The sequence below is a fragment of the Exilibacterium tricleocarpae genome (genome assembly GCF_007004655.1).
Classification (GTDB): Bacteria; Pseudomonadota; Gammaproteobacteria; order Pseudomonadales; family Cellvibrionaceae; genus Exilibacterium; species Exilibacterium tricleocarpae.
The window spans coordinates 1-23,354 of record NZ_ML660096.1 but is presented as its reverse complement, the minus strand read 5'-3'; the positions used below and the strand labels follow the sequence as shown (position 1 = coordinate 23,354).

14 protein-coding genes and 1 tRNA gene are annotated in these 23,354 nt (G+C 55.3%); 9 read left to right on the top strand and 6 right to left on the bottom strand.

Annotated features, from left to right (window positions below; translation table 11 throughout):
- Positions 1-13 precede the first annotated feature (13 nt).
- Positions 14-2,716 carry a S8 family serine peptidase gene (locus FKG94_RS15905; protein WP_142905321.1) on the top strand — a complete coding sequence of 901 codons (2,703 nt, stop codon included), beginning with the start codon at positions 14-16 and terminating at the stop codon, positions 2,714-2,716.
- 17 nt (positions 2,717-2,733) lie between these two features.
- On the opposite strand, the gene FKG94_RS15900 is transcribed toward FKG94_RS15905, so the two are convergent.
- Both FKG94_RS15900 and FKG94_RS15895 read right to left on the bottom strand, forming a co-directional pair.
- The gene (locus FKG94_RS15900; RefSeq protein WP_142905320.1) at positions 2,734-5,943 is read right to left on the bottom strand and encodes a tetratricopeptide repeat protein; all 3,210 of its coding nucleotides are present in this window, start codon (positions 5,941-5,943) and stop codon (positions 2,734-2,736) included.
- A gap of 284 nt (positions 5,944-6,227) precedes the next feature.
- The gene (locus FKG94_RS15895; RefSeq protein WP_142905319.1) at positions 6,228-6,455 is read right to left on the bottom strand and encodes a hypothetical protein; all 228 of its coding nucleotides are present in this window, start codon (positions 6,453-6,455) and stop codon (positions 6,228-6,230) included.
- A 223-nt stretch (positions 6,456-6,678) separates the two neighbouring features.
- On the opposite strand from FKG94_RS15895, the gene FKG94_RS15890 reads away from it, so the two are divergent.
- Positions 6,679-7,848 carry a M12 family metallo-peptidase gene (locus tag FKG94_RS15890; RefSeq protein WP_179957676.1) on the top strand — a complete coding sequence of 390 codons (1,170 nt, stop codon included), beginning with the start codon at positions 6,679-6,681 and terminating at the stop codon, positions 7,846-7,848.
- A 283-nt stretch (positions 7,849-8,131) separates the two neighbouring features.
- Entirely contained in the window at positions 8,132-8,449 is a 318-nt protein-coding gene (locus FKG94_RS15885) for an antibiotic biosynthesis monooxygenase family protein (protein WP_142905317.1), read from the top strand.
- A gap of 17 nt (positions 8,450-8,466) precedes the next feature.
- Here FKG94_RS15885 and FKG94_RS15880 read toward each other — a convergent pair whose 3' ends face one another.
- The 4 genes from FKG94_RS15880 to FKG94_RS15865 are packed head-to-tail and all read right to left on the bottom strand — an operon-like array spanning position 8,467 to position 14,604.
- Positions 8,467-9,447, bottom strand: coding sequence for a helix-turn-helix transcriptional regulator (locus FKG94_RS15880; protein WP_142905316.1), 981 nt, complete (start codon positions 9,445-9,447; stop codon positions 8,467-8,469).
- A 26-nt stretch (positions 9,448-9,473) separates the two neighbouring features.
- The gene (locus FKG94_RS15875) at positions 9,474-12,584 is read right to left on the bottom strand and encodes an efflux RND transporter permease subunit (RefSeq protein WP_142905315.1); all 3,111 of its coding nucleotides are present in this window, start codon (positions 12,582-12,584) and stop codon (positions 9,474-9,476) included.
- The gene (locus FKG94_RS15870; RefSeq protein WP_179957675.1) at positions 12,581-13,729 is read right to left on the bottom strand and encodes an efflux RND transporter periplasmic adaptor subunit; all 1,149 of its coding nucleotides are present in this window, start codon (positions 13,727-13,729) and stop codon (positions 12,581-12,583) included. The genes FKG94_RS15875 and FKG94_RS15870 overlap by 4 nt, the downstream gene beginning before the upstream one ends.
- Positions 13,726-14,604, bottom strand: a complete 879-nt coding sequence (locus tag FKG94_RS15865) for an ABC transporter six-transmembrane domain-containing protein (RefSeq protein ID WP_142905313.1) — start codon at positions 14,602-14,604, stop codon at positions 13,726-13,728. Before FKG94_RS15865 ends, FKG94_RS15870 begins: the two co-directional genes overlap by 4 nt.
- Positions 14,605-14,929: 325 nt before the next feature.
- On the opposite strand from FKG94_RS15865, the gene FKG94_RS15860 reads away from it, so the two are divergent.
- The 6 genes from FKG94_RS15860 to FKG94_RS15835 all read left to right on the top strand — a co-directional run.
- Positions 14,930-15,346, top strand: coding sequence for a hypothetical protein (locus FKG94_RS15860; protein ID WP_142905312.1), 417 nt, complete (start codon positions 14,930-14,932; stop codon positions 15,344-15,346).
- 171 nt (positions 15,347-15,517) lie between these two features.
- Positions 15,518-16,468, top strand: coding sequence for a hypothetical protein (locus FKG94_RS15855; protein ID WP_142905311.1), 951 nt, complete (start codon positions 15,518-15,520; stop codon positions 16,466-16,468).
- Between the two features lie 60 nt (positions 16,469-16,528).
- Entirely contained in the window at positions 16,529-17,554 is a 1,026-nt protein-coding gene (locus tag FKG94_RS15850) for an AAA family ATPase (RefSeq protein ID WP_142905310.1), read from the top strand.
- A 2-nt stretch (positions 17,555-17,556) separates the two neighbouring features.
- Positions 17,557-22,062 carry a HEAT repeat domain-containing protein gene (locus tag FKG94_RS15845; protein ID WP_142905309.1) on the top strand — a complete coding sequence of 1,502 codons (4,506 nt, stop codon included), beginning with the start codon at positions 17,557-17,559 and terminating at the stop codon, positions 22,060-22,062.
- A gap of 588 nt (positions 22,063-22,650) precedes the next feature.
- A tRNA-Met gene (locus FKG94_RS15840) sits at positions 22,651-22,727 on the top strand.
- 444 nt (positions 22,728-23,171) lie between these two features.
- A partial coding sequence (locus FKG94_RS15835) for a transposase (RefSeq protein WP_142905308.1) occupies positions 23,172-23,354 on the top strand: 183 nt, incomplete at its 3' end.

The window sequence follows — 23,354 nt, the reverse complement described above, 5'->3', positions numbered from 1 at the left end:
AATTAGCGAAGCTATGGAGCAAAATATTATGAATAAATATATATTGCTATGTCTTTCATTTCTACTTTTCACTGTTCATATAAGTTATGCAAATGAAGGGAGTCGCGTGACGCCTAATGCTCTGGCTGTAGTCACCGGTGAGGAGGGCGATCGTGGCGCAATGGATGAGATAGCGCAGCAATACGGATTTTCTGTGGAATCAAAAAACGAAAACATGTATAGCTTGTATAGCAGAGGTAATCGCGAGCGGGAGGAGCTGGAACAGATAGCCGAAGAGATAAAGAATCAGTTTCAGCGGCAAAAAGTTGTGCGCGAAGTGGGCTTACTTGGATATGACGGCGTAAGGAGCAACCCTGTTCTTATTCCCATGCAGGTCATTGTAGCGTTCAACAAGGAAATGTCTGCAGAAGAGATCAGAAAGCTCAACCAGGAACTTGACGTAAAGATCGAACGTGCCCCGCTTAAAATAATGCCCAACCAATATATCGTCTCAATTCCGGCGGGCAGGGAAGGGGTTATGGCATTGATAGAGCAATATATGAAGACAGGAGTGGTGGAGTATGCGCACCCAAATTATTGGAAGGTCGAGATCCCTTTCGAGACCACACCTATTGACCCCTTTTTCGGCGAGCAATGGCACCATCGCAATACCGGCCAGCTCGGCGGTTTGGTTGATGCGGACGCAGATACCTCCTGGGCCTGGGACTTTGGTCTGGGTTCGAGCAGTATTGTTATCGCCGTTTTTGATGATGGCTCCGATATAAATCATGAGGATCTGCAAGCGAACCTTTATGTCAACCCGGGTGAAATTGCAGGCAATGGTGTCGATGATGACGGTAACGGCTTTATCGATGATGTTAACGGCTGGGATTTTGGCAGCGGCGATAATAACCCGAGTGCGCAGGGTACAGAAAGCCATGGTACCGCGGTGAGTGGTGTTGCCATTGCGCGCGCCAACAACTCCAGAGGCGTTGCCGGTGCCTGTCCGCAATGCCGGTGGATGCCACTGCGTCGCACCTATGGCGGCTTCCCCGATTCGGCTCGCATTGCGGCGTTTGACTATGTCGCCATGATGGATGTCGATATTATGAATAACAGTTGGGGGCATGGTTCGCCGTTCGGCTCTGTCTCTGCGGGTGTTGCAGCCGCTATTAATAACGCTAATGCCAGTGGTGTAACGATCTTTTTTGCCGCTGGTAACGGTAACTCGAGCGGCTGGTGTGTTTCATCCTATCCCTCATTGAACAGCGTGGTCGCCGTTTCCAGCTCAACCAATTTAGACCAGAAAGTGACCGAGTCCGCATGGGGCAATTGTGTGGATATTCTGACACCGAGCCATCGTGGGTATTCGGCGCCGTTTATGGGGACAAAGAATATCACGACAACGGACCGCACCGGCAATGCCGGCTACAATCTTAACAATCCCCCCCCAATGCCCTGCGCGCAGGCGGACCCCGCTGACAGGGACTACACGCATTGTTTCGGCGGCACCTCTTCGGCAAGTCCGTTCACAGCGGGGATTGCCGGTTTGATCCTGTCTGCGGATAACGCTTTAAATCCAACCCAGGTTGAAAACCTTATCCAGGATACTGCCGACAAAATTGTACCCGATACCGCGACCTACGATACCGACACTGGCTTCAGCACCACTCATGCCTATGGGCGAACCAATGCTTATGAAGCCGTTCGCGTTGTCAGTTCCAGCGGCGACGGGCGCAGTGGCGTCGATATATTTGTACGCGATAACCGGCTGGATTGGGGAAATACGACAGGTTATCTGGGCCAGCAAAAAAGCAATGTGAAGTTCGATTCACCGCGCAGCTTTATCGGTCATTGGCGAAGTGAAGATATCAAAGTGGATGCGCCGCCCTATCAAGTGCCACCCACTGCGGCGACATTCGATGCCTTTATCGATGAAAAGCCGAGTCTGGCGCCGGGCGATGTCAACCGCGCTTACGTGAGAGTGCGCAATCGGGGCTACACGACGGCGGAGAATATCAGCGTCAAATTAATGTGGACGCAATTCGGTACAGCTTTGCCCGCACTTAATGCAGATTTCTGGACGCAATATCCCAATGACTCTGCTCTGGCGGCGAATCCCTGGACTTCAATGACCTGTAATGGAACCGGGTTGGACTACTGTGAGATCGACCAGATACCTTACTCGGGTGCAAGTGTTGCAGGTACAGCCGCGGATGCTGCGGGAATTGCGCGCTTTGACTTTGACGCACCAAGCTATGATCCGGCGCTGGCGAACCACTATTGCTTGCTGGCGGTGACAAATGCCGACAATGACCCTGTCGACTCACTTTCGACAGGTATTTTCCTGGCTGACACCTTAACACCCAACGACAACAATGTTACGCACAGAAATTATCATAATCTGGACACTTCTGTAGCAGAGGGCGGCAGCTTCCGCTTCTTTGTACGCAACCCCACCCGGCGTGTTATCGAGACCTGGTTAGAGTTGATTGTGGACCCACGCTTGCAGGAATTGGTGGGATTGCAAGCTGAAGGGTTTGACTGGCAAAAACCATTCCGCATGGAAGCCGGGGCTGAAAGGCTGGTTACCTTGCATGTGTATTCGCAATCGAAAGAGGCGGTTGGCGATATAGGTGTTGTGCAACTTATCGAGGGTAAAAAAGGTGCGGAAGTGCTCGGTGGTCTGACTATTGAACTTATAAATAGCGATCTGCAGCCCGAGAAAGAAAAATAGATAAAATTGCGAAATGATCAGCCGGCGCTTGCGCCGGCTTTCGCCTTTTTGACAGTTTCTTTAGTTAACTTCCGTTTCTCAAGTTGATAGTCGCTGGGAGAGCACCCGTAACGCGCCGCAAACGCTGTGCTAAAGTAGCTTGGAGATGAAAATCCGACATCATAGGCAACGCTGGTTATGCTCGCCCCCGCCGTTAACTTCTCCGCACCCTTTTTAAGACGAAAGTTTCGCACACAGGCTGGAATTGTTTCATTGGTAAGAGCCTTTATTTTTCTCTGTAATTGCTTTTCTGTTATGTTGAGAGCCTTGCTGATAAGACTTGCATTCAGTCCGCTTTCGAAATGGTTTTTCTCCAGGTAGCAGTAAAGCTTGTCCAAAAACTCCCTATCCCGCGGACTAAAGCAGACGGGTGCAATGTCCATCTTCTCTTTGCTTCTATTTTCTGGATCTTCTATAACCAACTCTTCCGGGCGGAACCGCTGTGTAAGGAGTCGGCGTATACTTAGAATATTCTCACAGCGCAGTATCAACTCATCGGCATCAAAGGGTTTTTCGATGTATTCATCAACATTTTTTCGCCATGCAGTATATCTTGTCTCAGAGTCACCCTTTGCCGTCAATATAATGACAGGTATATGAGACGTTAACTGTTCCTCTTTTAAGGTTGCAGCAAGTTCTAAGCCACTAACATGAGGCATCATCAAATCACTGATGATCAGATCCGGAACCTCTTTGATCGCCAGGCTCACTCCCTGTTTTCCATCTTCAGCGTAAAGACAGTGGTAGTAACTATTGAGATGATTGCCGATAAAAGTACGCACTTCGTCATTGTCTTCCACTATCAGGACCGTGCTGGCTCTTGCCGGTGGAGGTGTCGGCCTTGCAGAGGTGTCGGCTGTGAAATCAGGCACCTCCAAAGGTGCATGTGTCACTGGTAATTGTACAGCGAGTTCATTTTCGCAAGCGGTGGAGCGTAGATATTTCTGCCTGGTGGCTGCGGTTGGTGTAGTTGCGGGAAAAATAAGTGTAAATGTGCTGCCCTGGTTGACTTCGCTGGTCAACTCTATCTTTCCGTGATAGCGTTCTGTCAATTCCTTAACTAAAGCAAGCCCAATGCCGGCACCGGGCACGGGTTTGCTCAGCGGGTTCTCCAACCGGGTGAAACGTTCAAAAATTCTTTGATGCTGGTCTTGTGCAATGCCGATACCCGTATCGCTAATAGAGATAACGATGGTGTCATTTCTTGCTTCTGCGGTAACGCTTATTTTGCCTCCGCTAGAGGTGTATTTAATAGCATTGGATACCAAATTAACAATCACTTTTTCCAGGGCTTCCGGTGCCATTTCTATCCAGATGTCTTTTTCAGTCTTTATGCTTCGGGTGATTTGATGTCCTTGAAAGAGTGCCTCCATACTGGCTACTAAAAATTCTATAGCTGCGCCAACATCAACTGGCTCTCCGATAGATTCTGCTTGTATATCTAGTCGAGCCAGGTCCAGTAGTTGGTCTACCATACGGCACAGGCGTGCTGCGTTTCGATGAATGCTGTTGAGAACCGATTTGGTTTGCTTGCTGTGTGTGCTTTTTATTAGCTGTTTTAGGGGCCCTGTAATCAGGGTCAGAGGTGTTCTGAGTTCATGCGAAACGGTGGAGAACAATAGATTCTTTTTATCCAGGAGTTGTTCCTTTTGTATTAATAGCTCAGCGATAGCAGAGTTCTTTTGCTGAATGTCCCGGGTGCGTTCTGCGACCTTTCTCTCTAACACGGCGGCCTTTACCCGTATCGTGCGCATACGGTAGACAAAGAAACCAACAAGTAAACTACAGACGCTCAAAACTGCAACAAGGTTGCGGATAAATTCCTGACGCTTTATGTTGATTTCCTGCAGGGCATTTTGTCTCTGTAAGACCGCCAGTTCTTTTTCCTTCTTTTCCGTCTCGAATTCTGCCTGCAGTCTTGCGACATAGTTAGTGCTCTCTTTATTTGCCAGTTCGTCATGCAGGCGATGGAATTCTTCATGTGCTGATAGCGCCCGGGCATAGAGTTGCTTTTCCTTATATATTCGGTAATGCAAGTGTTGTGCCTTCTTGATGCTTTTGCGATCTTGTTTTTCTTGCGCGAGGGTCAGGAAGTTTTGCGCATTTTCCAGGGCCTGGTCCAGCTGGCCTTTTTGCAGGTAGGCCCGAGCATAACCTTGGGCCAGGTAGATATCAATTTCACTGGCACTGAATCGACTGGCCAGGTCTCGGGTTTGAGCAAAGAATTCAAACGCTTTGTCCGGGTCGTTAAGGCGTAGATAAGCACTGCCGCTGTTGACTAGCAGCAGCGCTTCTTCCTGTGGTGCTTCGATTTTATCAAGCAGATTTAATCCGGATTGTAGGGAGTTGATAGCCTCTTGATATTCCCCTTTTTCTATTTGAATTTCGCTAATATTGTTATGTGCGATCGCGGCTCCAACCAAATTTCCTGCCTTTAGCTTTAAAACTAAACTGCGCTGATAGAACAGTAAGGCCTTATCGAAGTTCCTTAACATTTGGTTGAGTACACCGAGATTTGTGATCGGGCGGGCTAACTGCTCATCGCTACCGATTTGTTCCGCGTAGTCTATGGCCTGCAAGTAAAACTCAATGGCTTTGTTATAGCGTCCTTGTATTTCTTCTATTACGCCGAGGTTGTTAAGGGCGGGAGATAGTTCTGCATAAACCTTGTGTTGCTTGCGTAGGGCCAGTGACGCTTCGAACAAATCTTTGGCTCTATCGAGGTCGCCGCGGTACCAGTTCAGCGCACCGAGCGTGTTTAGGGTCCTGGCCTCTTCCAGCGGAAGATTGAACTGTTCGGCCAACTGTAAAGCCTGTTTAGCGTAGTTAATGGTGGCGTCGTATTCCCGTTTTTGAAGGTGAGCCACCGCGATAGTATTAATTACATTGGCCTCCGTGGCGACGTGCGACGTGGTTTTCAGCTGCTCAAGCGCGACTTGCGCATAGTGTAAAGCCCGGTCCGCATCTGCTTGTCGAAGCGTCAGGGCAATTTTCGCGGCAGTTTTTGCTCTATCTAGACCGTAGCTGTTTGCAAAGTGGTTTTCTAGGGCATGCAGATCACTCTTTGCATAAGCAGGCAAGGTCAAAAACAACAGGATTAAACATGCCAGATAGCGGATAAATACCGGGCCCTCGAACAGCCCCGGGGCGCTGGGGGGATCAACATCATTGTCTGATAGGTAATACATGACTGCACCATTGTAGCTAATCCATTGCACCTAGATAGTAGACATACCAGGCCAGAAGTATCAGTGTGAATACTCACTCAATGTATGTGTTATTTTTCACAAGTCGGAGTATCTAAGTAAAAGTCACATTATTGTAAAGCTTGAATTGACTGCGCCCCTGTATCGCGTTGTCCTGCCAAAGAGGGCGCGTAGTAGCAATATGCTTAGGGTTTTTGCGAGCAAGTCTGTTATTTGATGTCAACGCAGGTCGGCCGGATTGTATCGCTGCAGGTTGGCGGCGCTTACTATCGCGCCAAATGCAAAAGCGGGGCAAAGTCAGGGCTGGTTAAGATCGGTGAAAGGCTAGTGCTGACTTCATTTAGAGTTTTTGTTCCGCAACATCTATCTAATGTGTCAGGAGTTTTTTCATTTGTCTCCTCTTTGCGGGTTGTCGTGTCAGCTTTGATAAAAAAGACCATGCCTATATTAACTATATAGTCATCCAAGATTCCAGGTAGATTTGCGTTAGCCAAAGGCAGCTCCTATAAATCTAAAAGCCGCGTATTACTAAAACATCGCATTGCGGCCACAACAAAAATCCATCTTATTCAATTCTGGCATTTGCCTTAAAGGATGTTCAACATGAAAACGCCCACTTTGGGAATAGTTTCCGTGCTAGCGGGACTACTCCTCTCTCAATCAGTTATTTCCCAATCAGCACTGGCACAACCTCAATCCCTGGATCGGGGTAAACCTGTGGCGACAGTTGCTGCGCAGTTATTCAGCCTGCAGGGGAGTACTGCCAAACAGGCTCTGGCCGCCGATACCCTGGTGGCTTCGCTGGCACAGGATGCGAGTGTGGTGTCCACCGATGCCATCGCGTTGAATGCGGCGCTATTGGACGGTGCCACGTCAGCCCTCCTGGTTGCTTTCGGGCCCGGGCGGACTTACTCGATCGAGCAGTCCAGGAGTTACTGGATCAATCCCGAATACCAGGCATGGACCGGCAAAGTAGACGTCGGAGCCCTATCCAAAGGGCGTAACAAACAGGTCAACAGAGCGGTGTTTGTCAGAAGTGAAAACAATGTGTTCGGTCAAATCAATATTGACGGGCGCACCTTTGAGATTATGACGACAGAGGCGGGCAAGCACCTTCTGGTGGAGCGCGATTTCAGTCAGTTGGGTGTGCAGGACGATACGCCTGCTCTGGAACTACCCACTCTAATGGATACGGCCAAGATATCGGTCGGTGAGGTAAATATGGTCGCGCCCACGGTTATCCGGCTATTGCAGGTGACCTCCAGCAATGCGCTCAGTCGATTTGGCACCAGCAATATGGTGGCACGTATGAACTTCTTCCTGGCCCAGGCCAATGATGTCTACGCCAACAACGGGGTGCCGATCGTCTTGCAGGATGCGGGAAAATACAGCTCCGGTAGAACCGAGTTATCCAGTGTTACCGCCAACACCATTGCCATCAGGGCCCCTAATGACGGTTATCTCGATCAGTTTGCAGGCTCCCTGCGCAACTCCACCGGCGCCGATCTGGTAGGACATATCACCGACAACAGCGGTGATGGCTTGTGTGGCCGGGTAAATGCCATTGGCGGTGGGCAGAGCAACGGGTTTTTTGTAACCCGTTATATCTGTACCAATTTTACGTTTGTCCATGAAATCGGCCATCTTTTTGGTGCCAGGCACGACAACGACCCCACCACCACACCGTTTGCGTTTGGGCACGGCTTCGTCAATTCGGGCCGCAATTTCCGCACGGTGATGGCGGTGAGCAGCAATCCCCAGCCCCGCATCGGGTTTTTCTCCACCGATGATCAAACGTTTAACGGCGGAGCCCTGGGTAACTCCAGCTTTTCCGACAACGAGCGCGTGCATGTTCTGCGCCGCAATACGATGGCTGGTTTTCGTTAGATAGTCCGTCCATTATCAAGCGCCGGCGGCAGTCGGCGCTTCTTTTTCCGGCTGTGTTTCTGACCGTCTCGCCCCGCCTTGTCCGGGTGGTATTGTGGCTTGCTGGGCGACAACAGAAGAGTATTTTACAGTGCGCATAAAGCCGTTATGATGATCTTTGTGGTAAACGTGTGGTTGGAGAAGTGAATTCAGTATAAAGAGCTGACCTTTTATAGTTGCCATTTATAGTTGTTATGCGTTTAAAAAACGGCAAGCAATCTATAGCTGGCGGAGGAAACTGGCCATGGGGAAGATCGTAATCGTGGGGTACCGGCCCAAGCCGGGGAAAGAAGCCGTGCTCGCGGCACTGACGGAAAAACACGTAACAGTCCTGCGTGCGGAGGGTTTTGTGACTGACAGGCGACCCGTCGTCATGCAAGCCGGCGATGGCACGATTATCGAGGTTTTTGAGTGGAAATCTGCCGAAGCCATGCAAAAAGCCCATGACAATCCGGTGGTTGCCGATTTGTGGCGGGAATACGACGAGGCCTGTGACTATGTACCTTTAGCGGATATACCCATGGCCAAGACGGTTTTTTCAGAGTTCCAGCCGCTGAATTAAGGGCCCGGTTGGTGCTGTTACTGGCCCCCGCTTTTGATTGTAGGATCAAGTTTGCAGTTGGCGGGTTGAGGTTTCAGCCGCACGCTCAAACTCATTTCCGCCATTTCATCTGATTCCACCGACAAGCTGGCCGGGTTGTGAACGATCTCAAGTGTGTGGCCGTCATCGTCCGGCTCCAGATCGTGTTTTATCATATGCGCGTACAGCGCATCCCAGGCTGCGATATAACCCGATTCACTGCTCAGAGCCACCCGGCAGCAAAGATAGGGGCCGGCCGGCAGACGGTAGTTGGCGCCGGCGGCGTCTGGCGCATAATAGCCGGCGCGCACGGTCTGTTGGGCAAAAGGCTTGTCGTAGTCTTCAAGCGCCATCACCAGAACCAGGTCCTGCGAGCGGCCGCCGGCTTTGCCTCGTGTAGCGGCGATGATATTGCCGTCGCTTGGCGGTGACACCGATGTGACCTGCAGCTCCCGTTGCGGGAAGCCTTGCACATGAAAGCTGAGTTTATCGGCTAAGTCCCGTTCCACACTGCCTTTGCGATGGGGGGCGGGGTGCCCGAGCCGCAGCAATAATTCCTCGATGTCGCTGGTGTCGCCGCTGCTGCGCATGGCACGAATGGCCTTGGCGGATAAACCTAACTGCCGGCGCAGGGCCTTGGCGAGTGCCTGGGAGGCGGAAAAGCCACAGGCATGGGCAATGTCGGTGATCGACAAGTCGGGCTCGTTAAACAGCAAAGTGACGGCCAGTCGCAGGCGGATGCGCCGGCAGTATTGGGCCGGGGTCTCCCCAAAGACAATGCGGAACATGCGGTGGAAATGGTAGGGCGATACCGCACAGTGCTTAGCGACTTCATGCCAGGACGGCGGCGGTGTTCGCTCCAGTGTGTCCATTAAAAAAGTCAGGGCCCGTTCAAACCGCTGTTTCCAAAACGGTGGCAGCATCGATAACAGGTGGTCTTCGGGCACCAGGCTGACGGGGGTGTCTGTCTCAATGGTCATAGTAATAGCGGTTTAGGGCGCAGCAGCTACACCGTTAATTTTAGTTCACTGACCGGCTGTACACTATCGCGGCGAAGGTGGCCAAAGTGCAGCAGCACCGGGATCAGCAACAAGGTGATGGGTGTTGCAAACAGTTCGCCGAACACCAGCGACACCGCCGCCGGTTTCAGATACTGTGCCTGTTCAGAGGTTTCACTGAGCAGGGGCAACAAACCGAACGCGGTGGTGGCGGTGGTCAGGAAGATAGCCCGCAGCCGACTGCGGCCCGCTTCGATCAGTGCCTCCCGCAACGGCATGCCGTCGCGAAACAATTGATTGAAACGCGTTATCAGCACCAGCGAGTCATTGATTACCACGCCGGTCATGGCCATCATCCCAAACAGCGAGAGAATACTGACCGGCAGCCCCATAAGTCCGTGTCCAAAGATCGCGCCGGCAAAACCAAAGGGAATCACCGACATGATAATCAACGGCTGCCAGTAGGACTTCAGCGGAATGGCCAACAACGCATAGATAAGCAACAATGTCAGTAACATGGCCTTTTTGAACCCTGCCTGCACCTCGGTGATTTCCTCAAATTCACCCAGGGCGCTGATACTGACGCCGGGATATCGCCGCTCCAGGGCCGGCACCGCCTCCTGTTGCAGCGTTGCCCAGATTGCTTCCGGCGACATCAGCCCGCGGTCCTGCCGCCAGTAGACGTTTACCACCTCGCTGCGATTGCGCCGGTATACGGTCTCCGGTTGCCGCGAGAAGCGACTGTCCACGACTTCGCCGAGAGGCACGAAGTTGCCGTTGCCCAGCGATACCGGTGTCGACATCAACTGCTCCAGGGTGCGGCGCTGCCGCTCGGCAAACCGCACCAACACCTTGGTATCCTCGCCCCGGGCCAGCAGCCGGTTGACCTCGAGACCGCCGTAGGCGCCGCCGACCAGGGTGGCGAGTTGGTACTTGTCCAGGCCCAGTTGCCGCCCGCGGGCGTTGATGGCGAGTTCCAGTTGTCGCTGGCCGCCCTGGCCATCGTCGTAGACATCATTGACACCGGGCAACGCCGATAACGCTTTTTTTAGGGCCGCTGTTGCTCGCCTGGCCAGTTCGCGTTCCGGGGCTGACACCGCCAGCAAGGTGCCGCCGGCAACATCGTCAGCGGCGGAGTAACGGCTGGCGTAACTCCCCTCCAGCGCGCCAGTCGCTGCTTGCCATGCCTGTAGAAAAGTTTTTCCGGGCAATTTGCGCAGGGCTTCCGCACTCAGCTCTGCGGTCAACTCGATCTCGGCGGCACCGTCCACGAACACCAACTGGCGTGCCACCGGCGGCGCCTCCATTTTATACCGGCGTTGTAACCCGCGATTGATGTCACTAAGGGCCGCCTCCAGTTGACCGGCGTTGCGCAGCGTCAGCGTCAGCGGCGCGTCCTGATTCATGGTCACGGTGGCAGTGACGTAGCGGCCCGGAATCTCCGGGAAAAAAGTGCTGCGGATCTGCCCGTTGAGCAACAAGCCATAAGCGAGGATTAACACTGTGGTGAACAGCAATAATATGGCACCGCGGTGACCGAGGGAAAATTTCAGCAGCGGCAGGTAAGCGCCCCGGGAGAATGTTTCCAGCGCAGCACTGCACTTCGCTTGCAGGTAGGCGGTCGCCTTGGTCAGGCGGTGCCTTTTGCCGGCCTCCGGCGCGGATAAGCACAGATGGGAGGGTAAAATAAATTTGCTTTCGATAAGGGAAAATATCAAGGCCAGAATCACGACCATCGAAAAGCCTGCCAGCACCCGCGCCAGTTCGTTGTCGATCCACAGCATGGGTGAAAAGGCGGCGATGGTGGTGAGCACGCCAAACACCGTGGCAACCGCCACCGACTCCACGCCGGCCTGTGCCGCCGCCCTGGGGTCGGCGAGGCGCTGGCGGGCGGCGTGAATACTTTCCCCGACTACCACGGCATCGTCTACCAGGATGCCCAGCACCAGGATCATACCGAACAGGGTGATATCGTTGATGCTCTGGGCGATGCCGGGCATATCCATCAACCACAGGGCGCCGGCGATGGAAACGGGGATGCCCAGTGCCACCCAGAATGCGAGCCTGACGTCGAGAAACAGCCCCAGCAATACCAACACAATCAACAAACCTTGCCAGGCATTGGTGCTCAGCAGATCGAGCTGTTCTTTGATATAGGGCGACATATCGGCCATGACATCCAGGCTGACGCCGACCGGCAACGCGGTTTTGATAGCAGCCAGTTCTTCCTGCACCGCGGCGCTGACATGAAAGAGGTTGTCCCGGGTACTGGTGGACACCAACAGGGCGATGGCGGCCTGACCCTGGTAGCGAACCCGGGCATCGTCTTCCTCATAGGTGCGACGGATGTGGGCAACATCGCCGAGGGTGACAGTGCCGGCGCCGGTAGTGACCACCGGCAGGCGTTGCAACTGCAGCAGGTTGTCGGCGTAGCCGTCGCCTTTCAACACCAGCTTGCCGTGGGCGGTTTTCAATTCGCCGCTGCGGTATTCCAGCGACCAGGCGCCGACTTGATCGGCCAGGTTTTCCAAGCCCAGACCATAGCGCTTCAAGGTTTCAGGATGCGGTTCTATCAACAGTTGCGGCTGGCGTTTACCCAGGTTGGTGACCTGGGAAATTGCCGGATTGCTTTTCAAGGCCCGCTCAACCCGGGTCGCCGCGCGCTGGAGCACATCCGCATCCATATCACCGGCCACCAGTACGAACGCTGCGAGATTGGTAAACTCGTCGCGGTAAATCTGTGGCCGTTCCGCCTGGGCGGGAAACCCCACGATACTGTCGACCCGGTTGCGCACGTCTTCCATCAGGCGATCCAGGTCGGTGCCGGTGGTTTTTTTGACCCGGATGGTGGCCAGTCCGGGGCGGGACTCGCTGGTGATGCGGTGGACGCCGGCCACAGAGCTGATGGCGTCCTCGATGCGTTGGGTGATGCTGTCGTCCACTTGGCGGGCAGTGCCGCCGGGGTAGACCACCGAAATCACCAGTTGCGTGGGCGGTGTCTGGGGGAAGCTTTCCACCCGCAATGTGCCGAGCGACAAGGTGCCGCCGACAAGGATCAGCACCATCAATAGATTAGCGGCGACGGGATTGTCCAGAAACCAACGGGTCAGCCATGTCATGACGGGTGGCTCCGCAGCGGTTCCGGTTCGGGCGCCACCTGCTGTCCCTCCAGCATTGATCCGAGGGGGTAGCGCACCAGGCGACGCGGCTGCTGCCGGCGCGATTCAAAGCGGATCAGAACCCGGTTTATACCCTCGTGTAAAATTTCGATATCTTCTAATACCAATTGGCCATTGGCGTCCACGGTCCAAACTTGTCCGTCTGTTGTCAGGACTGAGGCGGGCGCTGCGAAGACATCCGCTTGAGCCGGTCCGCTAAACACGACATCAACCTGCTGGTCCGGCAGCAGGGGATGTTCCCCTTGATAGGGCGTGGCGACTTTTAAGATCAGGCTGCGCTGGCGCGTTTCGCGCTCCCGTGTCGGGCTCAAGTAACGCACGCCGGCCGGCCAGCGCCCACCGGTGGGCGTGATGACTTCCGCTTGTGTGCGCGAACTCACATTACCCAAGCGTTGCCAGAGCCGAGCGGGTAATTCCACCCGCACATCGAGGGATTCGCTGGCGGCAATCCGCAACAACGGCTCGCCGGTTTGCACCCATTGCCCCGGGGTCACGTGACGCTCGAGGACAATGGCGGTAAACGGCGCTTTTACATGGGTGTCCGACAATCGCTGGCGGGCATCGGCCAGGGCGCTTTCGGCAGCGTTGACTTCCGCTTTAGCCGCCGCCACCTGGAGTTCGCGACGGGCAAAAGGCGTGGTCAGGCGGCCGCCGGTTTTCAGGGTAACGGTTTGCTCGTGCTGTTCGCGGGCCAGCGTCAGCCTGGCATCGGCGAGGCGGCTGGCGGCGGCATCCACTGCGGCACGGTAGTCGGTCGAGCGCAGTTGCAGCAGCGTTTGGTCGCGGGATACGAGGTTGCCGGGTTCCGCCTCTGTGGCCAGCATCTCCACCCGACCGCCCACCGCCGCGACGACACTGGTCGGCCAGCGGGCTTCGGTGATGCCGGTGGTAGTGATCGATAAGGTTTTGGCTTCCGGTTCCAGGGCAACGACAGTCACCGGTAATAGTGCAGCGTTGTCGCCGGCCGGCAGCGGTGCCTCGGCCTCATAGAAAGATAGCCACGTCACCGTGCCGCTGAATACCACAATGGCGGCGATAAACCACTTGTGTTGTTTGACTGCGGTTTTAAGGTCGATGCGCTTCACTGGGATACTGCTCCGCCTGCCGCCGGTTCCCGGCGATTTATTCGCTCGGTGATTTCGTGCAGGCGGGCCCATTGCTGCAACGCAATCGGTAATACAATTGCCGCTTCAATATATTCCCAGGAGTAGCTGATAATGGCGAAGATCTTGCCGGTAGTGATGGTGGGGAGCTGGGCACTAAACCAGAGGTTGTAGACGATAAAACCAATTGCCAGTAAAAATATCAGGCCGTATACGAAAGCTTCGGCATCTGATAGCCGCACTTCGCAACTTTTTAATGCGCGCAGGTGCTGGCGCAGGCCCGTGGCGCCGGGGCGGGACAAAATATCGACCTGGCGTTCCACCTGTCCGTTGAGGGCGGCGTTCAAGCGGAAAAAACGCCGCTGGAAAAAACCGTAGGTGGCAACAATGCCAACAGTAAATGCCATGGCGGCAGCACCCAGGTGAATCGAAAACAGACTTAATACTACCAGTGCAACCAGTATTTGCACGACGGCGGTCAATATTTCGGGCAGTTCTTCTTCCAGAAAGTCCACCAACTCGCGCACCATAGCCAGGCGCGCATTTCTGGTCGAGACCGGCTGCCGTCGATGGCGTCGGTCCAGGGTGGCACAGACGGCGATACGGATAGCGCTGTAGATCCGCGTGTCGTAAACGCGCCGCATAACACCCACCAGGGTCAATACCGCCAGTGCCCCCGCCACCAGCCAAAGCTCCTCCAGTCGGTCGGCCAGCAGCCCGTCGATGGCCAAGCCAATCAGCAGCGGTACCAATGCCAGCAGCATGTTTTCCAACAGCACAAGCAGCCAGGTAATGCTGATAGACCAACGGAACTTGCGCAGTATTTCTGACAGGCGCAACGCGCCGGAAAATGCCATCTCGTGCCTCGAGTGCCTGGATGTGTTTATCGGAGAAGTGGGTCGATAAGTTGGCACCGCCTCTTTTGAGCCGATGTCCTCGGAGCCAGTATAGGCAGGCCTGGAGTGATAAACGTGTCCGGGATTGCGCAATTACCGCGCAGTGCCCGATGGCGGGAGTGTCGCCAGAATCATCTCTTGAGGGTGATTATTTCACCGCAAAGAAACCAACTATGGCACTCCATCGAACGGTGATATGGCGTTTAATTGTTGATGAGGTAAACTATCCGGCATTCACGGGCTCGATAGCCTCATAATAAAATTGCCTAAAACACGGAGAGCGGGCATGCCAACAGATAAGAACGGACCCAGTATCGGGTCGATAGGCAGTGTGGGCGGCGATGTGGTCGTGGGAAATGAGGTGAGCGTTGTCCACGGGGATGCCGCCACCACCAGCTATCACTATCGCGAGTGCCAGATCCAAACGGCCGACGATAAGCAGACCGCCCAGAAAAAGATCGCCGAGTTGGAACAGCAACTGGTGCAGTTTCAACAGGCGCTCGCCGAACAACACCAGCTTATTCAACGCTTTATGTCGCAAGCCGCCGAGGCAGCGGATAACAACGATGCTGCCGGCCTAAACGACAGTATCGAAAAGGCCTCGAGCGCATTTGAGTCCCTCGAGACGCTGGCCAGTAACGGGCTCGGCTTTGCCAAGTCGGTGGCGGCGATCGGCGCCTGGGTGGCGGCCCTGGTCATTTAGAGCGGCGACTGAACAAGCGCGGAAAGGATAGTGACAAATAGAGTATCGTGGCAAATAGAGTATCGTGACAAATAAAGTATCGTGACAAATAAAGTATCGTGACAAATAAAGTATCGTGACAAATAAAGTATCGTGACAAATATTGAAACAATCGGTTCTGTCGGACGCGATATGATTGTGGGCGATCATGTCACCGTCAACTACGCCGGCGGCCCGCGGCCGGAGCTGGACGGGGAGACGGTCAGGGCGTTGCGCAGTCTGATCGACCGCACTCACCCTAGCAGTGCGTTGTGCAAAGCCGTGCAACAGCGGCTGGGTCGCGCTAATCAACGGCCGCTGGTCTGTGTTATCCCCGGTTTCGATATCGACCGTCACGAGTATTTTTTACGTCGTTATCACGATGCCCTGGTGCCCGACGAGATGACAGTGGCACTCAATCAGGAAAAAATTGTCCGCACCAGCTCCCACCGGTTTGAAAAGCTGGCCTGGCAGCCGGACTTTTACCAACTCGATGACCTGATCTATCATGCCCACAAAGCCATTTGCAGCCTGCCCATTGCCAAGGTGGGCACACCGGCGGATACGGGCTGGTTCAAGCGCCTGTTCCCGGTGGGAAAGAACCGCGGCAACGCCGCGGCGCCCGCGACCTATGACATTATCAACCAGTTTTATAAGCTGGGTACGCCTTACAGCTTTCGCTATCGTGTCACCGAGAGCTGCTGGAGCGGCACCAGCCGGCAGATATTGAGCGACTGGATTGATTACTGGCACCGGGCGCCGGCGATTGAAAGCGACTATTTTCTCAGTGCCATTATCTGCCTGGTCTATCCGGACGACGCCTCTCACCCGACCACCAAAGCCATGCGGTCTTTTGTCGATCAACTGCGCCGCGATAATGCATACCGGGATACCCTGGTCGTGCTGGACGATTTGTCAGAAATCTTCTGGGACGATGCGGACGCGTGGATATACAACCACGTCCAGGACAAAGTACCCAATATGGATACGGAAGACCTGCGTCGCAATATTCAGACAATATTCGACGAACAGCCGGGCGGTAAACGCCTCGGCGCCATTTGCGAGGCTTTGAAGGCGGCGCTGAATCGCGCTTATTACACCTGACGACTGCAGGTGTGTCGCTTTTGCAGTGAGTAGAACAGTAATCGGACAGTGGAGCAGACCATGGACCATGTCTCTTATCCGTACTTTACGGGAAACCCCGAGAAAAAACGCACGGACCTGGGCGTGGGGCTTCCGGTCTCCCGGCGCGGTGCGCTGACCGCGCCGGAAAAATATCGCGTGCGTCCTGAACTGGTGGATGCGGTCAACGTCGCGCTGACCCTGGGCCAGCCATTGCTGGTCACCGGGGAACCGGGCACCGGCAAAACCCAGTTGGCTTATTATCTCGCCTACGAACTCAACCTGGGGGCGCCGCTGAAGTTCGAAACCAAGTCCACCACCGTGGCGCGGGATCTTTTCTATCAGTACGACACGGTCGGGCGCTTTCAGGCCGCGCAAATGGGTGGGGCGACACAGGGTGCCGCACTCGGGCAGCGTCGCGGCGCCGTGGATTACATAGAGTATCAGGCGCTCGGCAAGGCGATCCTGTTCGCCAACGCCCCGGGGCATTACCAAGCTGCCACGCCCGGTGATTTTCAGCATCCGGGCCAGCGGCGTTCACTGGTGTTGATCGACGAGATCGACAAGGCGCCGCGGGATGTGCCCAATGACATTCTCAATGAAATCGAGGGCATGTACTTTAAAGTGCCGGAACTGGGCAATCTGGAGTTGCAGGCCGAACCGGCCTATGCGCCGGTAGTGGTGATTACCAGTAACTCGGAAAAGTCCCTGCCGGCGCCTTTCCTGCGTCGCTGCACTTATTTTCATATGCCCGCCCCCTCTGAACAGGAGCTGCGCGAGATTGTCAGCCTGCGCCTTGAAGCGTTCGATTCCACCAGTCCCCTGCTGACCGATGCGTTGAAGGTGATGGAACAGATCCAGTTGCCGCGCAACGGATTTGAGCGCAAGCCCGGCACTTCGGAGCTGCTCAACTGGCTGCTGGTTCTGATGGACAGGGGCTACCGGGTCGACGATCACTTGCGGCGCAAGACCGATTGGATAGATCCCTGTGTCACGGCGCTGTTCAAGCTGCAAAATGACCAGTCCAAGGCCCGCAAACTCTTGCCGCAGCTTAGCTTCGACGGCTGACGATGGCCGCCCACCTGGATTTAAACCGACTGTTTTTCACCTTGCGTGACAGTGGTTTCAATATCGGCCCGGAAAATTTGCTGGATGCCGAGCGCTTGCGTTTACACCTGCTTGAGCAGGGCAGTTATCCCCAGGACCCGGCCCGCCTGAAGTTTCTGCTGGCGCCGATTTTTACCAGCGACCCCGCCGAGCAGGCAGAGTTCTACCGGTTGTTTGCGCAGTGGCACGGGGCGGGCGCACCGAAAGCCGGCGCCGATAAAACCGGTAGCAAGGCGCCTGCGACAAAGGGCGAGGTGTTACGTACCCGTGCTAACGTGGCTGCTAAAGTGCGCAGATTACCCGGTATTTTGCTGGTTGCCGGTCTGTGTTTTGTGTTGGGAGTGGCGATGTTTGAGGATGTGGTCAGACCCTTGCTGGGCAGTCTGTTTGCCTCTGCCCCTATGGCCAAAGAACCGGTTGACCCTGCAGCGGGGCAGGCTGAACCGGTGCCACCGCCACCTGTGGCCGGGTTGTCGGAAACCGTGGAATCGCCCGATATCAGGCGGGTGGCGGTCCAAATCGATGAGAGATTGCGACGCGACCGCCTGACCTGGCAGGAGAAGGTTGGCCGCCAGCAGGCTGACCTGATTGAGCGCACCCTGGCGGATCGGGAATACAAGGCGTCGTGGTTAAAGCTCATCACTGTGTTTATGCCCTTGATTTTATTTGGGCGCTGGCTGTATATCCGGCACGGCAGGCGGAGGTTCTGGCTGGATCGTTTCAGGGCTGACAAGCATCCGACGCTGTCGCGGTTGAAGGTGGCTCTCGACCGCGATTACCTGTTTCGGGGTGCCCGCTTCGCGCGTGCGGCCCAGAAACTGCGACGGCAGGTACAATTGCCCTCGCGGGACCTCGACATCGATGCCACACTGCAGGCCACGATTGCGAAAATGGGTTTGTGGACACCGGTTTACGGCACCCGGGGCCGGGTGCCGGAGTACCTGTTTTTGATCGATCGCCACAGTGTCGATGACCAGTGGGCGTCGCTCAGCGACAGCTTTACCCATCAATTGCAGGACCAGGGTGTGCACCTGGATATCTACCATTTTTACCGCGATCCCCGCGACTGTTACGGGCGCGGCCCCGATGCGGCGGAGCAGCACTGGCAATTGAAACAACTACTCGGGGCTCACCCCAACCACCGGCTGGTGGTGATGGGCGATGCGAGCCAGTTTGTCGATCCGCTCAGTTTTCAATTGCAGCCCTGGTTGCAGCCATTGCAACTTTGGCCACAGCGGGTATTGCTGACGCCCCGCGCGTTTGGCGAGTGGGGCGCGCGCGAGCGGGCCCTGTGGCGACTCGGCTGGTTGGTGGTGCCGGCCACCGATACCGGGATCAGGTTTTTTTCCGAAAGTCTTGCACTCGACCCGCAGGACGGCGACTGGCGGCCGGGCCTGCCGGGTTGGCTGACCTCGCTGCCCAGTCTGCCCGCCGGGCTGGGGGATGATGAGGACCTATGGTTCGATGAAGAATCCAAGATCGATCCCGATCAACTGGTTACCGATCTCCGGCAGTATCTCGATGAATTCACTTTCCAGTGGTGGGCTGCCTGCAGTATTTACCCGGAACTCAACTGGCACCTGACACTATTTCTCGGTGCCGAACTCGCCCGGGCCCAGGGGCTGTCGGAACCGCCCGATGTGATACAGGCGGCGACCCTGTTGCGCCTGCCCTGGTTTCGACGCGGCCGGCTGCCGCAGTATTTGCGGCTGGTTTTTCTGGCGCAACTCGATCCTGCCCAGCAGGTCGCTTGCCGGCAGGCATTGCAGCGCCTGCTGCAAACGGCACTGCTCGATCCAGAGGCCGGCTTTGAGTTGGATATTGCCACGGGATTGTCCGACCGGCAGTGGCGGCGAATGTTTGACGACTACTTCGCGTCACGCTCCGGCGGCGGTGGAGATCTGGATAAAATTTTTGTCGGTTTTATGGCCGGCCGCAAGCTTACCAGCACGGGCCTGGGTGTCGACCGGCGCATCAAATCCTGGCTGGGTGCACCGATAAACCGAAAGTTCCCGCTCAAGCCGTTGGCGCTTGGCACCCTGGCGTTCGGGGTCGGTTGGGGTGCGCTTACGCTGCAGGATTACAGACAATTTTTGGACCTCCGACGGGAACTCGACCGCGAGGTGGCGACATTTGCACTGGCACCCGATGGACGACTGCTGGCTGTCGCCGCTGCACGCCAGATCGATGATCCCCAGCGCCTGTCTACATCCGAATACAGTCCTGTAACTGAAAGTTTTGCGAGCGACGAACCGCTGCGCCTACTCACCCCCGCCGGAGACCGGGTTGCCATCACTGCACCGGTACGGCAAGCGCGGGCGCTGTCTTTTTCTCCCGACAGTCGCGCCTTGGCGTTAGGGGGGGAGGATAATTCCCTGCACCTATGGGCGTTGGGAGCTGCCGCCGTGCAGTCGCACACATATCACCAGGGCCCTGTAACCCACTTGGCGTATTCCCAGGACGGCGGGTTGTTGGTGAGTGTCGGCGCGGATCGGGCCGCGTTGCTGTGGTTTCTGGACACCGCCGGCACGGTTGACATCATCCCCGGACTGCAGCGAGAGCCGGTGCGGCTCGGGCAGGCGGTGCCATACCCGGTCAGTGCTGATATCTCCCCCGACGGTCAATGGGTTGGCTTGGGTGGCGAGGATGGATCGATAGAAATACTGTCGGTGGATACCCTGGAAAGCCTTGTTTTGGGCAACCACGGCGCTGCGGTAACCAGTGTCGCCTTTGCGCCCGACGGTCGCATGCTCGCCTCCGGTGGCGCTGATCAAAAGGTGCGTTTGTGGGATATCGAAATGGGCGCTTTGACGGAGATGCCGCTGCGGCATTCGGCTGCGCTTTCGAAAGTCGTATTTGCGCTGGGCGGTCAGTTGCTGGCATCGGTCAGCACCCGTGAAATCTGTCTTTGGCGCAGCAGTGGCCGCTTGTTCGGAGAACGGTGCCTGCTGGGAGTCGACGGTAGGTTTGTTTATGGCGATGCCGCTTTTTCTGCGGATGGACGCACTATTACTTATACGGAAAACGATGTCTTAAAAAGTATTGCATTGGTTGACGAAGGGTTGGCGGAAGACGCTTTTGAGACCGTTTTTGCAACGCTGCGGGAAGACGTCTCGGGCTCGTTTGACGAATACAGTGCCCGGGGCGAGCTGCCGAAATTCCTGGGGTCACTGGCGACTGCTCAAGCCGCGTTCGGCGGCGACGCGATTGTTGCAGCGGCCGTTGAGCAGTCCAACTTTAACAGCATTTATGCCATCGGCCGGATGGGGCGGTTGGTGAATTACCCTGAAGTCGGCGAGTCAAGCGCCGCACCGGCCTTGGGGTACCTGCTGAGCCAGGCGTCCAGCGAAGATGCCGCTATTCGCAGTGCCGTTGCCTGGGCGTTGGGGCGCATTGGCTATCGGCACGACAGCGAAGCCGTGGCGGTATTGCTGCGTCTCTTACGCGACACCGACGAGTCGGTCAGCCGCGCGGCCTCGCAGGCCCTGGCGGATATGGGAGCGGACACAGAGGAGGTTGAGAAGGCTCTATTGAGTGTTGCCGAGAGAGCCGATAATGCACAGCGCTTGAGTCTGGCGCTGGCCGGTGCGCGTCTCGGCTTTGACAGCCTGATTGAGTTCGGCACGAAGACACCCGCCATTCCAGCCGGCGCGCATGTAGAACTGCAGGCGGGCCAACGGCAGACGGTGGGACCTTTTACTTTTTCACTGACGGAATGTTGTTTGACGATAGACAACCAGTCGCTGGTCACCGATTTTTCGATCAGGTCGATTACTCTTTCTCCGGCGGTCAAACGCTTCAGGCTGACCGGGGCTGATCAGACTGTGGTGTACCAGCATGGAGCTCGCGGGTACCAGGCTATCGAATTGATACCGACGGGCAGCACCGAATTCAGGCTCGCGGCAGAATCTGTTACGGGAACCAGAACGCCTTATGAAGTGGATTTTAGTTTGCAGGTTACTGGTCAGCCGCCGTTTCGCCTCACGCTGTCGGGTATTACCGGCGAGTCCGAAGAGCTGAAAACCTTCTATACAGTGTTGAAGCGCGGTGATGCCGCTTTTGCAAAGAAGAATTTCAAGTACGCCATGGCCCATTATGCAGACGCCTCGAAGCTGGCGGTATCTCTGTTTGGTGCCAATAGCGTAGAAGTGGCAGAGATTTATATGAAACGTGCGCGTTGTCTTATCGGTTTGAAGACCTACGCCCTGGCGGAATCCCAACTCGAGGCCGCGCGCAAAGTGCTGGTCGAACTGGATGGTCGTGAATCTACCGATAAGGCCAGGCGTCGCCTGGCGGTGTTGGAGGAGGAACTGCTGGGTATCCGGAGCCAAAGCGGCAAAAATACTGTGCAACAGCAACAGCAACAGCAACAGCAACAGCAACAGCAACAGCAACAGCAACAGCAACAGCAACAGCAACAGCAACAGCAACAGCAACAGCAACAATACCGTTACAGATCCCGGGACTGAGACGGGTGTATAGACTGGGTGGAGCAGGGTAGTCAGAGCTGCAATTTGGTGCGGTCAGCGCCACTTTGACTTTCTTTGGCGCATAACCTTTTGCCCATGCCGGGTCGAGAAACTGCCCGGGAATTAAGGTCTTTTCTTGCAAGCTGTTGAAAAACTTAGTTTTTTTAAAAAGTAATCGTGCCAACTTAAGGTTGGCACGGTAGCTGCAATATTAACGTGTGTAAGGCGGCGCAAGCCGGCTTGCATTATCTCTCATCATCGTCACTTATTAAGAGTGCGGAGATCAACTATAAAACGCACTCTCTTTTTTTTCTCCCGACGATTTTGGAGTATCGCGCCCACTCCCGTCAAGCGGGTTAGCCTTATTTTGTCTGGTGCTGATGTCCTTCTCCCGATCGACTGCCTGGCTTCCTGTCTGAAATGCCGGGATATTGCGTGTCGGATTGATCTTACCCTGCCATCAAGAATCTAAGCCAAGCCGTTGAAAAACCTAGAATAATTAATCGTTTGGCAGGGGTTGACCCCGGGCCTGTCGCCCCCTATAATGCACGGCCTTGGTTGAGGTGACACATCTCACCGAGTTACGGATGCGGGGTGGAGCAGCCTGGTAGCTCGTCGGGCTCATAACCCGAAGGTCGTAGGTTCAAATCCTGCCCCCGCTACCACATTACCGTCCGTAGGAGCACCTGCGGCGCACAGCACGGCGGCCTCCAGGCCGCCGTGTTTGATTTCCAGAAGCACCTTTTCCCCTGCCTGCCTGGCCTGTACCGGCCCGAACATACTCTTGAGAGTAGACCTGGCTTGGTCGACGTCGACCTCGGCGAGGGTTTCCGCCAGTCCTCCCACGAAGGTTCGATGTTTCTCCACAGTGCCAGGCCGCAGGCGTTTGATCCTGAGCACAACGCTCTTCGACATCTTTGTGGCTGACGAGCTTAGCTGTTCGATGGGCTATTTTGCGGTTGCATCGCTTTCCATGCAGAGTTTACTTTCCTGACAGGTTACTTACTTCTAGGTTGCAGGCGTTACTCATCCGGCGTTGAGAAGAGGTATTACGCCATATAGGCCCTACTTAGGGCCTGTTCACACTAATTTTGATAGAATGTGCGCCTATGGAAATCACGAAAGCACAATTCAAAATTATTGAACATCTCCTGCCAATACAGAGGGGAAATGTAAAAATACCGAACATACAGGTGATTAACGCCGTGTTGTATATGGCCGAGCATGGCTGCAAGTGGCGGGGGCTTCCAGAGCATTTTGGCTATTGGCATGCCATTTACATGCGAGTGAAT

Excerpts from the sequence above, each read along its gene's own strand:
- FKG94_RS15905 (WP_142905321.1), top strand. The coding sequence starts at position 14 with ATGGAGCAAAATATTATGAATAAATATATATTGCTATGTCTTTCATTT.
- FKG94_RS15900 (WP_142905320.1), bottom strand. The coding sequence starts at position 5,943 with ATGTATTACCTATCAGACAATGATGTTGATCCCCCCAGCGCCCCGGGG.
- FKG94_RS15885 (WP_142905317.1), top strand. The coding sequence starts at position 8,132 with ATGGGGAAGATCGTAATCGTGGGGTACCGGCCCAAGCCGGGGAAAGAA.
- FKG94_RS15880 (WP_142905316.1), bottom strand. The coding sequence starts at position 9,447 with ATGACCATTGAGACAGACACCCCCGTCAGCCTGGTGCCCGAAGACCAC.
- FKG94_RS15875 (WP_142905315.1), bottom strand. The coding sequence starts at position 12,584 with ATGACATGGCTGACCCGTTGGTTTCTGGACAATCCCGTCGCCGCTAAT.
- FKG94_RS15865 (WP_142905313.1), bottom strand. The coding sequence starts at position 14,604 with ATGGCATTTTCCGGCGCGTTGCGCCTGTCAGAAATACTGCGCAAGTTC.
- FKG94_RS15860 (WP_142905312.1), top strand. The coding sequence starts at position 14,930 with ATGCCAACAGATAAGAACGGACCCAGTATCGGGTCGATAGGCAGTGTG.
- FKG94_RS15855 (WP_142905311.1), top strand. The coding sequence starts at position 15,518 with ATGATTGTGGGCGATCATGTCACCGTCAACTACGCCGGCGGCCCGCGG.
- FKG94_RS15850 (WP_142905310.1), top strand. The coding sequence starts at position 16,529 with ATGGACCATGTCTCTTATCCGTACTTTACGGGAAACCCCGAGAAAAAA.
- FKG94_RS15845 (WP_142905309.1), top strand. The coding sequence starts at position 17,557 with ATGGCCGCCCACCTGGATTTAAACCGACTGTTTTTCACCTTGCGTGAC.